Here is an 11,146-nt window from a genome sequence, read left to right as displayed (position 1 = left end):
CTTACTTATGTCTCGTCGCTCAGTTGTTAAAAAGCGTCCTGTCCCCCCTGACCCAGTCTATAACAGTCGCCTGATTTGTATGTTGGGGTGTAGACTGATGCGTCATGGCAAGAAATCCCTTGCCTACCGAATTATCTATGACGCAATGAAAATCATTGAAGAAAGAACTGGAGCTGATCCCATAGAAACCTTTGAAAAAGCTGTGCGTAACCTGACGCCTCTAGTAGAAGTCAAGGCTCGCCGGGTTGGTGGGGCAACCTATCAGGTTCCTATGGAAGTAAAGGCTGAGCGAGGGACTACCCTAGCCCTACGCTGGCTGATTAAATTCTCCAGAAGTCGCTCCGGTCGGAGCATGGCTAGCAAATTGGCTAATGAGCTGATGGATGCTGCCAATGAAACCGGAAATGCTATTCGCAAGCGTGAAGAAACCCATAGAATGGCCGAGGCAAATAAAGCTTTTGCCCACTATCGGTACTAATTACCCTAAAAGTTCAGAACAAGAACCTGGTAGCCATAAGATAATGTCCACAAATGCCTAAAAAACTTAAAAAAAGTATAAAATTGTAAATAGATAGCTACCTGGTGAGGAAATGGTGGCACCAGATAAAGGAGGTAACCGTGGCACGCACCATCCCCCTTGAGAAAACACGCAATATCGGAATTGCAGCTCATATTGATGCGGGCAAAACAACAACAACTGAACGAATCCTGTTTTATTCCGGAATTGTTCACAAAATTGGTGAAGTCCATGAAGGTACAGCTGTAACTGATTGGATGGACCAAGAGCGGGAGCGGGGAATCACGATCACTGCTGCTGCGATTAGCACCAACTGGCGAGAGCATCGGATTAATATTATCGATACTCCCGGTCACGTTGACTTCACCATTGAAGTGGAACGCTCCATGCGGGTATTGGATGGTGTGATTGCTGTGTTTTGCTCCGTAGGTGGTGTCCAGCCTCAGTCTGAAACCGTCTGGCGGCAAGCAGACCGCTATCAGGTACCTCGAATTGCTTTTGTTAATAAAATGGACCGGACAGGAGCAAACTTCTTCAAGGTCTACGAGCAAGTTCGTGACCGATTGCGCTCCAATGCTGTTCCCATCCAAATCCCGATTGGTAGTGAAAAGGATTTTAGAGGAATTGTTGACTTGGTGCGGATGCGAGCCAAGATATACACCAATGACCTGGGAACTGACATCGAAGATACAGAAATTCCTGAAGAGGTCAAAGAGCAAGCCCAAGAATACCATGCCAAATTAGTGGAATCGGTGGCTGAAACTGACGAGGCGTTAATTGAGAAGTACCTTGAAGGAGAGGAAATCACGGCAGAGGAAATTCGTGAAGCCCTGCGCAAAGGAACCATTGAGGGCAGAATCGTTCCTATGTTGTGTGGCTCTGCTTTCAAGAACAAAGGGGTTCAGCTGCTGTTGGATGCGGTTATTGATTACCTACCAGCTCCGATTGATGTTCCGCCAATTCAAGGTACTATGCCTAAGGGTGAAACCGTCGAGCGGGTGGCTGATGACGAAGCCCCTATGTCAGCTCTGGCATTTAAGATTATGGCAGACCCCTATGGTCGCCTAACTTTCCTGCGGGTATACTCTGGGGTACTGAAGAAGGGGAGCTATGTCCTCAACTCCACTAAGGATAAGAAGGAACGGATATCTCGCTTGATTGTATTGAAAGCTGATGACCGCATTGAAGTAGAGGAGTTGCGGGCTGGAGACTTGGGCGCTGCCGTTGGCTTAAAACATACTATCACTGGAGATACTATTTGTGACGAAGAGTCTCCCATTATTTTGGAATCTCTCTTTATTCCAGAACCAGTGATCTCGGTGGCAGTAGAGCCAAAAACCAAGCAGGATATGGAGAAGCTATCCAAAGCCCTCCAATCCCTATCTGAAGAAGACCCTACCTTCCGGGTCAGCATTGACCCAGAAACCAACCAAACTGTGATTGCGGGCATGGGTGAACTGCACTTGGAAATCCTGGTAGACCGGATGCTGCGAGAGTTTAAGGTAGAAGCGAATGTGGGCGCTCCCCAGGTAGCCTATCGAGAGACGATTCGTAAATCAGTCCAGGCGGAAGGCAAATTTATCCGTCAAAGTGGCGGTAAAGGTCAGTACGGTCACGTTATTGTTGAATTGGAACCAGGAGATACTGGTAGTGGTTTTGAATTCGTCTCCAAGATTGTAGGTGGTTCTGTACCGAAAGAGTACATCTCTCCTGCTGAACAGGGGATGAAGGAAGCCTGTGAATCAGGTATTCTAGCAGGGTATCCAGTGATCGACGTGAAAGTTACCCTAGTAGATGGGTCTTATCACGACGTAGACTCTTCAGAAATGGCATTTAAGATTGCTGGTTCTATGGCCATGCGGAATGCTGTGATGAAGGCTGCGCCAGTACTCCTAGAGCCTATGATGAAAGTTGAGGTTGAAGTGCCCGAAGACTTCCTTGGGGATGTCATGGGTGACCTCAACTCCCGCCGTGGTCAAATTGAAGGTATGGGTTCTGAAGACGGCATTGCCAAAGTCACTGCTAAAGTTCCATTAGCAGAGATGTTTGGTTATGCTACGGATATCCGGTCTAAGACCCAAGGTCGGGGTATTTTCTCTATGGAGTTTAACACCTATGATGAAGTACCTCGCAATGTGGCAGAAGCCATCATTGCTAAGAATCAAGGGAACGCATAACAAAAAAAAGGAACATGTAATTCATGGCACGCGAAAAGTTTGAAAGGAATAAACCCCACGTCAACATTGGCACGATTGGTCACGTAGACCACGGCAAGACTACCCTAACTGCTGCTATTACTATGACATTGGCGGCTCAAGGGAAGGCAAAAGCGAGGAACTACGAGGAAATTGATGCAGCTCCTGAGGAAAAAGCACGGGGGATTACCATCAATACTGCTCATGTAGAGTACGAAACCGAAAATCGCCACTATGCCCACGTAGATTGCCCAGGCCACGCTGACTATGTGAAAAACATGATCACGGGTGCGGCGCAAATGGATGGGGCAATTCTGGTGGTTTCTGCCGCTGACGGTGCCATGCCACAAACGAAAGAACATATCCTCCTAGCTCGGCAGGTGGGAGTTCCTAACATCGTGGTTTTCTTAAATAAGAAAGACCAAGTAGATGATGAAGAACTCCTAGAGCTAGTAGAACTGGAAATTCGGGAACTGTTGAGCGATTATGACTTTGACGGGGACAATATCCCGATTGTGGCTGGGTCAGCCTTAGAGGCTGTAAACGCCCTGACCGAGAATCCAAGCATTGCCAAAGGTGACAATGAGTGGACTGATCTGGTACTAGAACTGATGTCTAATGTAGACTCATACATTCCCACACCAGAGCGGGATGTGGATAAGCCATTCCTGATGGCAGTGGAAGATGTCTTCTCCATCACTGGTCGGGGAACTGTTGCCACCGGTCGAATCGAGCGGGGTAAGGTTAAAGTTGGTGAGACGGTAGAAATCATCGGGCTTAAAGAGACCCGTAACACCACCGTAACTGGTGTGGAAATGTTCCAGAAGACCCTAGACGAAGGGATGGCTGGAGACAATGTTGGACTACTGCTGCGGGGTATCCAAAAAGAGAACATTGAGCGGGGTATGGTACTTGCCAAGCCCGGTTCAATCACCCCTCACACCAAGTTTGAATCTGAGGTATATGTCCTGAAGAAAGAAGAAGGTGGACGTCATACTCCCTTCTTCTCCGGCTATCGCCCTCAGTTCTATGTACGAACCACTGATGTGACTGGCACTATTGATGCCTTTACTGCTGACGATGGCTCTACAGCTGAGATGGTGATGCCAGGCGATCGCATCAAAATGACAGTGAGCCTGATCAACGCCATTGCGATTGAACAAGGAATGCGCTTTGCTATCCGTGAAGGTGGTCGCACCATCGGCTCAGGTGTGGTCAGCAAGATCCTCGAATAGCAGTACTCTACTATAGAGTAGGAGCAGGGAAGTTCTAGCTTCTCTGCTCTTTATTCATGTTTATTTACGCTAACAAAAGAACCTAGAAAATTAAAAAAATGGCAACTATTCAACAGCAGAAAATTCGGATTCGACTAAAAGCCTTTGATAGACGCTTGCTGGACACTTCCTGTGAGAAGATTGTAGATACAGCAAACCGGACAAATGCTACAGCTATTGGCCCGATTCCCTTACCCACTCGACGTCGTATTTACTGTGTTTTGCGATCGCCTCACGTTGATAAAGATTCTCGGGAACACTTTGAAACACGTACTCACCAACGGATTATTGATATTTATCAGCCTTCTTCAAAGACTATTGATGCTCTGATGAAATTGGATTTGCCTGCTGGAGTTGATATTGAAGTTAAGCTTTGAGCAAAATGGCTCCGGATCCTAGGATTAAATCCGACAGGATTAATCCCTAGTATAGGAGCCAACGCTTTTTAATCTTGCTGGTTCATCTTGATTTTGACTACAAACTCATATAGTCTCTAGGTTTGCTTTCCCAGCTACGGAAGTAAAAGTATAGGCATGATTTCATCAGAAGTAAGGTTTCCAGTAATATTTTGCTAAGTAATCACCGTATTCAGACCTGATTCGACGAGCTGATACAGACTTTAGGTTTTTGATTAACTGAGGGAGTTCAACGGTTGGGTGTGCTTCAAAAAGTAAATGAACATGATCACCTTCACCAGCAAACTCTAATAATGTGCATTGCCACTTGACCAGGAAATCTCGCAATATCTCCACAAGCGAGTCCAACATCTCTTTAGTTAGACAATTGTGGCACAACAGCCTATAAAGGGCACGGATCGGATGAGAAGGTGAGCAAATCGAAGTAGATGAGCATCCTATAAAAATGTCTAACTATTGATGTGATGGGAGAAATAAAAATGCCTGAGATACAACCAAACGAGTGGTTGAAGTGGATCTGTTCAAGTCAAAATTTTGATCAGCTACGTCAGAACTATGATCAATGGGCAGATCAGTATGACGCAGATGTTGGTGGAGTGTGGGGACCAGTCCCTTTGGCAGCGGCATTTATGCTAGCAGAGTATATGGACGACAAGCAGGGTGTAATCCTTGATGTCGGGGCTGGAACAGGTTTAGTTGGTGTTGCATTGGCTGAGTTGGGATTTGAACAAATCATAGGCATTGACATATCACCTGCTATGTTAACCAAAGCTGCTGAAAAAGGGGTATATAGCTCCTTGGTTTGCTGCTCGATCGGCGATGAACGATTCAGAAACTTGGGAAGGGCAAGTGGCATCATTGCCACAGGAGTATTTGCCGAGAGCCATGCTGGGCCAGCAGAACTGAGCACACTTCAAGACAGTATCGAGCCTGAAGGAATCTTAGTGTTCACAGTACGTCAGAGCTTTTTGCCTCAACTTCAGGAAGTCTTCGACCAACCAGAATGGACTGTGATCGATTCCAAGGTGATGCCGATTTACGACGACCCCATGTATCTTATAGCATACAAAATTGGTAATACAACTAAATCGTAAATAAAAAATGAGTTCAGAATTGAAAAAACTCGAAAAAGTTAACCAGGAACTGGCGAGGGTTCGTGAGATTAGTCGCCGTGAATTGCTGGAGATGAAAGTGATTCAAGAAAGCCAAGAGTTGGTTCATCGAGTTGGTGCAACCAGCCAAGCTAAACAAAGGCTGCCTTTCACGAAGTTATATCTACCGATGGCTTTCACAGGCATTTTGGAGCCAAACAAGTCAGTTGATCAGACTCATCGTGCAATCCTGATTCTATTACCGGGTACAGGAACAACTTTTTCTGTTGCCGAGACACTATGTGATATTGCAGGAACATTTCATGGCAGAAAAAGCAAGAACCGTGGAGGTGGGCGAAAGAGCAACCAAAGTTTATTAACTGAATTACTGCCTGATGGTGAGACGTTCCGTGTAGCCTCTTTTCCGACTGACCTCCCCCTCAACGGTATGGGTTCAAATGCCCCATTCGAGTTTGCCAGCGAACAGGGCCTTATAACCGTGATTCGCCACGTCCATCTTGTGTTATCACTCCTCTATCCTGAGCGCCCAGTTTTTATTGGTGGACGCAGCCAAGGCGGTATAGCTGCCATACTGTATGCCCAGCATTATCATGATCTAGCCGGAGCAATTGCTGTCAATCCGCCCCATCCAGACCCAGAACTGTTTCAGTTTACTGTTCAATACTTGGAGGATAAAGCTAAAGTTCTGGCTGACCTTCTCCATGCCCCAGGTGTGACCCTACACGAGCGTAGCTGGGAAGCTTACAAGACTTTCACACCTGACTTTGACTATCCATCTAGACCATCCCTATCTCCAGTCCTAACTTTGGTTAGCTTGGGTGATCCCTTCAACTTATTTCCCCAGTATGCCCATGCACTGAAGGCATTTGCAGAAAATGACGAAAAAAATCAGTTGCACATACTTGATGCAGGGCACAATCTTTGGGACAGGAAATCAGTAGAAACGTATCGAGAAGTCATTAATTTGCAGGCTCAATTTATGTTAAGCCAGATCAAATACAGCGATAACAACTATGACTGATAGTACAATAATGCAAGTCGGTTAAGGTTCTTAATTAATAAAAATTTGAAGTAAATCAATGATAAGTCAATCAACATGAGTATACTAAAGCCAAAGTATGAAACTTTTGAGGGATTACCCTCACATGTCTATTACGATCCAAATATTTTCCAGCAAGAAAAAGAGCGGATATTCTACAAAAAGTGGATTTTTGTCGGTCACGTAACACAAATTAAACAACCTGGTCAATACTTTGTTGCTAAGATAGCCGATCAAAATGTTGTTGTTATCTGTGGTAAAAATCGCCAACTTTATGCTTTTCACAATGCCTGCTTGCATCGAGGTCATGAATTATTACAAGGTGAAGGAAAAGTATCAAAAATTGTTTGTCCATATCATGGTTGGTCTTATCGCTTAAATGGCAGACTTGCTATGGCTCCTTATAGCAATGAAGTAGAAGGCTTTGATGTCAATAACTACTGCTTACCCAGAATAAAATTGCATGAAATTTGTGGTCTTATTTTTATAAATCTCGACCCACAAGCAACACCTTTCATCCAAGATTTTCCGGACTTGGAAGAGACTTTGCGTACTTATATTCCCAACATAGATCAACTAACTATAGGATATTATAAAGAGTTTAGCGTTAATTCAAACTGGAAAAATCTTGTTGATAATTCAGTAGACAATTATCATACTCCTTTCGTCCATCCCGCTCTCAGCAAAGGTATAAACATGAGCACATATAAGCACATCCTCAAGGAGTCTTACATTTATACTATATCTGAAACCGATAAAACAAAAACGGTGTATCAGTTTGCAGAGGAAGACTATGATCAGTTCGTCTGGTGGTTCATTTGGCCTTCTGTAGAAGTTGCAACTTTTCCAGGAAAAGGGATGAGATTCTACCGTGTCAATCCTGATAATCCTAGCTAAACTCACCAATATTTCAGCTACCTGTTTACAAACGAGACCCCTAACGAACAACAGATGGATTGTATCAATACACACCTAATAAATACCAACCAGGAAGATATCGAAGTGCTTGAAGCGGTTCAGCGTGGTCAATCCTCTTTAGGTTATGAGAAGGGTCTCTTTATGATTAAATCAGAAGCGATTGAATGGGATCAAAGAATTGTTTATCACATGCAACAATTGACTAAAAAGGCATTATATTTTTAAGCTCATGTACATGTAAATGTTAAATTTAGAGACATTTTAACATGAGTTTGTGATCAACTGATTGCGGCACCTTTCTTGACTGATTCTCTCTGTTAGTCAAAATAGTTACATTTGTTTCAGTTAATTCCATTAGTCATACAATTGTAGAAAATTATGAGTCATAATGCTATGAAAACTAAACACATTGCTATGTGGGCTTGTTCGAGAAGTCGTTCAACTGCAATAACACGAGCATTTGAGCAGATTGATGATTGCATTATCTATGATGAACCTTTAAAGGGTTGCTGCTTTGTTAAGACTTTAACTGACTCTGATGATCGGATCAATTATGCACCAGATTATTTATCAAGACATCCCGACACTAATTATTCAAGCATGATTAAAAAATTAACTGGCGATCTACCAGAGGGAAAATCTTTTTCGTTTCAAAAACATATCTCAGATCATCTTCTTCCAGGATTTGACAGAAATTGGCTCTCTAAAGTTAAAAATTTATTTTTAATTCGAGACCCAAAAGAAACAATTCTTTCATACTGGAAAAACATTACAGCCAGCGGTTTCGATTGGGAGGATTGGGAATATCGTGTTGGCTGGGAAGAACATTATCAACTATTAAAATAAATTGAGGACTTAACAAAAGAAAAGCCTTTAGTCATTGACTCAGGCGATGTCGTCAAAAATCCTCGGGATTATTTAAAACTTTTATGCAGTCAATTAGGGGTTGATTTTTCAGAAAAGATGCTTTCTTTGCAGCCCAATAAAACGAAGGTTTTATCATGGGAAAATACAGTTTTTGAAAAGTTTAGTGAAAATGTTATTAACTCTACTGGTTTTTTTGATAAGCCTCAAGAGGATAATATTCCAGATATATTAGTGCCATGTATTAATAAAGCTATGCCGTTTTATGAAAAAATGTCTAAATATCGCCTCATTGTTTAGGAATATGAATCCCAGATTACCTAAGAAGCATCAAGTTACTAAAAAGTCCTTAGATTTTTAAGCTAAACCTCTTTACCCCTAACTAGAACCGGTTTCCAATTGTCTAACTTGATATTCTTGAGACCGTAAACTTCATGGGTTAGACCATTCTCCAGCATATTTTTGGTAAAAACCTTGGTATCTGCTTTAATATAACGACCGCCCACAGCCCAACGCTTGTGATCAGTAATATTATCAGCAGAACCATGCATTGCTCGTCCACAAAACAGATAGAATTGTCCAGCTTTGGCTGGAAGATATTTGATATTTTCAGCTTTAATTGTGTAGTCTAGCTCTATATCGTATTGACCGTAAACAATCCCTTGATCTCCTGAGTCGGTTTTTTTACCCTTGACTTTCATTGGATAAATTTCTTTCTGAGAGCCTGGAATTAATGCTAAGGAAGCTCGCTCTATAGGGGCATCAGTTAAAGCAATCCAGCAATCTACCTCGAACATTTCTTCCTCGTTGGTTGGCTCTAATATTGATTCTTTCATGTCAATACTGAGCCATGTGCTTTCCTGATGCCAACCACTACCTTTCGTATGGGGATCAATACCAAAATGATTACAATGCCATAGGAGTAGATCTGAGCCAAGGATTTGGGCACATCTTTCCGTAATAGCTGGATGCTTAAACAAATTTAGGTATACAGAATCCTCAAGATGACGTTCAAAGCCGTTGAGAAGCTTCACATAATATTTTTCCTTCTCGTTTAAATCATCAAAACAGTTACCCTTGCCATTGCCTCCAGAAGCTAATTCAAAATCTCCCCTGGAATAAGAAAATACCTTCGATTCAGTTTTAAGTAGCTCGACCAAATGCTCTTTAATCCCTTCGATTTCTTCTGGAGGCATCAGATCGAATGGCCCGATGTAAGCATTTTCATAGAAACAGCGAATGTCTTCTGCTGTCAATTGATATTGAGGATCAACAACTAGTTTAGGTTCGTAGGAATCTGGCTCTTGTAACTTGGAGTAATACTCAAAATATACCCTAGTTCCCCCTGACTTAAAGGCAACCCAAAACATATGATTGTTCCAGCCTCTAGGCAGTTTATCCCTAAAACTCTTAGGTAAAAGGGGCTGAAGGAATTCAAGTTTGACAAGCAGGTAAATTAAGATCAGCTTCAAACGATATAGAAAATGTGGCTGGTAGAGCATATTTGTTCCCTTATTCACATTACATTTATTAGTTATAGCAGTTCTGATATTAATGAGGGACGCACACCTATTTTTTCCCTGTTCCCTAAAATACCAAACTTGTGTATCTCACCTATTTTAAAATTGCTAGATATCGACTTTTTTTATTTTCCCTCAAACAACTCAGTGAGAATCTCTAAAGCCACCTGAATCTGATCGCTATTGATGATCAGGGGTGGGCAAAACCGAATTGCTGCTTTACCGCAACCGACTAGCAATAAACCCTTATAGAAAGCCCCATCCACAATGCGATTCCGTAGGTCTGGGTCGAGATTTCCATCGGCATCGATTAGATCGATTGCTATCATTAAACCCTTCCCCCGTGGCAAGGAAACCTGGTCAAATCGCTGTGCCAGTTCAGTTAGACCTGCGTGCAATACCTCTCCCATCTGGTGAGCATTATCGATCAGTTCTGCTTCTAATAGTTCCAAGGTGACATTGGCAGCAGCACAAGCTACTGGATTGCCCCCAAAGGTTGCAGCATGGGAGCCAGGAGGCCAGGTCATTAGTTCCGGTCTAGACAGGATAGCACCCAGAGGTAGACCACTGGCAATGCCTTTAGCCAGGGTAATAATGTCAGGCATTACCCCCCAGTGTTCAATGGCAAAAAGTTTCCCAGTCCGCCCCATTCCCGACTGAATCTCATCTACAATCATCAGGATACCGTGGCGAGAGCAAATCTGGCGAATCCGCTCCAAGAAGCCATCGGATGGTAGAATATAGCCCCCTTCTCCTTGAATTGGTTCGAGAACGATCGCAGCGACCTCCTCTGGTGGCAATACACTCGAGAAGAGTTTTTCTTCTAGATAATCAAGACTGCCATGGGTTCCATAGGGAATGTGTGTAACACCGGGAAGCAACGGTCCAAATCCTTGACGCTGCACGATTTTGGAACCTGTTAGAGACATCGCCCCATAGGTGCGCCCGTGAAATCCACCCTGGAAGGAAACTATTCGCGATCGCTTTGTATAGTAGCGGGCTAGTTTGATAGCACCTTCGATTGATTCTGCTCCAGAGTTGGTGAAACAAACACGGGCACGACCATCTACTGACTCTGGAAAAGGGGCACGTACAGCTAGATTTTCCGCTAGTTTCACCATCGGTTCATAATAAAAATCAGTTCCCGATATATGTAGGAGATTAGCTGCTTGGTTCTGTATTGCCTGAACCACTTGAGGATGAGCATGACCAGTTGCAGTTACCGCAATTCCTGCAGTAAAGTCTAGAAAAACATTGCCGTCCACATCTTCGACCATACAGCCCTCACAGA

Annotated in this window: 11 protein-coding genes and 1 pseudogene; 9 read left to right on the top strand and 3 right to left on the bottom strand. The window is 43.4% G+C overall.

Annotated elements, in window-relative coordinates:
• Positions 1–7: 7 nt before the first annotated feature.
• The 4 genes from rpsG (at position 8) to rpsJ (ending at position 4,363) form a co-directional block, all read left to right on the top strand.
• Positions 8–478 (top strand): 30S ribosomal protein S7, encoded by a 471-nt coding sequence (gene rpsG / locus F6K20_RS09585; RefSeq protein WP_008179641.1) that lies wholly within the window; start codon positions 8–10, stop codon positions 476–478.
• A 140-nt stretch (positions 479–618) separates the two neighbouring features.
• Positions 619–2,694 (top strand): elongation factor G, encoded by a 2,076-nt coding sequence (fusA, locus tag F6K20_RS09580; protein ID WP_287265517.1) that lies wholly within the window; start codon positions 619–621, stop codon positions 2,692–2,694.
• 23 nt (positions 2,695–2,717) lie between these two features.
• Positions 2,718–3,947 carry an elongation factor Tu gene (gene tuf / locus F6K20_RS09575; RefSeq protein ID WP_008179643.1) on the top strand — a complete coding sequence of 410 codons (1,230 nt, stop codon included), beginning with the start codon at positions 2,718–2,720 and terminating at the stop codon, positions 3,945–3,947.
• A gap of 98 nt (positions 3,948–4,045) precedes the next feature.
• Positions 4,046–4,363, top strand: coding sequence for a 30S ribosomal protein S10 (gene rpsJ, locus F6K20_RS09570; RefSeq protein ID WP_008179644.1), 318 nt, complete (start codon positions 4,046–4,048; stop codon positions 4,361–4,363).
• A gap of 165 nt (positions 4,364–4,528) precedes the next feature.
• Here the strand turns inward: rpsJ and tnpA are convergent, their stop codons facing one another.
• A complete protein-coding gene (gene tnpA, locus F6K20_RS09565) occupies positions 4,529–4,780 on the bottom strand; it encodes an IS200/IS605 family transposase (RefSeq protein ID WP_267875740.1) in 252 nt (83 codons plus the stop codon).
• Positions 4,781–4,881: 101 nt separating this feature from the next.
• On the opposite strand from tnpA, the gene F6K20_RS09560 reads away from it, so the two are divergent.
• The 5 genes and pseudogenes from F6K20_RS09560 to F6K20_RS09540 all read left to right on the top strand — a co-directional run bounded on the left by F6K20_RS09560 (position 4,882) and on the right by F6K20_RS09540 (position 8,635).
• Positions 4,882–5,496: a class I SAM-dependent DNA methyltransferase gene (locus F6K20_RS09560; protein ID WP_071106974.1), complete on the top strand. Its 615-nt coding sequence runs from the start codon at positions 4,882–4,884 to the stop codon at positions 5,494–5,496.
• A gap of 7 nt (positions 5,497–5,503) precedes the next feature.
• A complete protein-coding gene (locus F6K20_RS09555; protein ID WP_071106973.1) occupies positions 5,504–6,535 on the top strand; it encodes an alpha/beta hydrolase in 1,032 nt (343 codons plus the stop codon).
• Between the two features lie 75 nt (positions 6,536–6,610).
• On the top strand, positions 6,611–7,450 hold the full coding sequence (locus tag F6K20_RS09550; RefSeq protein WP_071106972.1) for an aromatic ring-hydroxylating oxygenase subunit alpha: 840 nt from the start codon (positions 6,611–6,613) through the stop codon (positions 7,448–7,450).
• 54 nt (positions 7,451–7,504) lie between these two features.
• Positions 7,505–7,696: an SRPBCC family protein gene (locus F6K20_RS09545; RefSeq protein WP_071106971.1), complete on the top strand. Its 192-nt coding sequence runs from the start codon at positions 7,505–7,507 to the stop codon at positions 7,694–7,696.
• Positions 7,697–7,849: 153 nt separating this feature from the next.
• Positions 7,850–8,635: pseudogene (locus tag F6K20_RS09540) on the top strand (sulfotransferase-like domain-containing protein).
• 62 nt (positions 8,636–8,697) lie between these two features.
• On the opposite strand, the gene F6K20_RS09535 reads toward F6K20_RS09540, so the two are convergent.
• Both F6K20_RS09535 and F6K20_RS09530 read right to left on the bottom strand, forming a co-directional pair.
• Positions 8,698–9,705 carry a phytanoyl-CoA dioxygenase family protein gene (locus tag F6K20_RS09535; RefSeq protein WP_158026788.1) on the bottom strand — a complete coding sequence of 336 codons (1,008 nt, stop codon included), beginning with the start codon at positions 9,703–9,705 and terminating at the stop codon, positions 8,698–8,700.
• A 275-nt stretch (positions 9,706–9,980) separates the two neighbouring features.
• On the bottom strand, positions 9,981–11,146 hold a 1,166-nt coding region (locus tag F6K20_RS09530), incomplete at its 5' end, for an acetyl ornithine aminotransferase family protein (RefSeq protein ID WP_287294521.1).

It is taken from the genome of Moorena sp. SIO2C4, from assembly GCF_010672485.1.
Classification (GTDB): domain Bacteria; phylum Cyanobacteriota; class Cyanobacteriia; order Cyanobacteriales; family Coleofasciculaceae; genus Moorena; species Moorena producens.
The sequence above is the reverse complement of the archived record's forward strand: the minus strand, read 5'-3'. Positions and strand labels throughout refer to the sequence as shown.

Excerpts from the sequence above, each read along its gene's own strand:
- rpsG (WP_008179641.1), top strand. The coding sequence starts at position 8 with ATGTCTCGTCGCTCAGTTGTTAAAAAGCGTCCTGTCCCCCCTGACCCA.
- tuf (WP_008179643.1), top strand. The coding sequence starts at position 2,718 with ATGGCACGCGAAAAGTTTGAAAGGAATAAACCCCACGTCAACATTGGC.
- rpsJ (WP_008179644.1), top strand. The coding sequence starts at position 4,046 with ATGGCAACTATTCAACAGCAGAAAATTCGGATTCGACTAAAAGCCTTT.
- F6K20_RS09560 (WP_071106974.1), top strand. The coding sequence starts at position 4,882 with ATGCCTGAGATACAACCAAACGAGTGGTTGAAGTGGATCTGTTCAAGT.
- F6K20_RS09555 (WP_071106973.1), top strand. The coding sequence starts at position 5,504 with ATGAGTTCAGAATTGAAAAAACTCGAAAAAGTTAACCAGGAACTGGCG.
- F6K20_RS09550 (WP_071106972.1), top strand. The coding sequence starts at position 6,611 with ATGAGTATACTAAAGCCAAAGTATGAAACTTTTGAGGGATTACCCTCA.
- F6K20_RS09545 (WP_071106971.1), top strand. The coding sequence starts at position 7,505 with ATGGATTGTATCAATACACACCTAATAAATACCAACCAGGAAGATATC.
- F6K20_RS09535 (WP_158026788.1), bottom strand. The coding sequence starts at position 9,705 with ATGTTTTGGGTTGCCTTTAAGTCAGGGGGAACTAGGGTATATTTTGAG.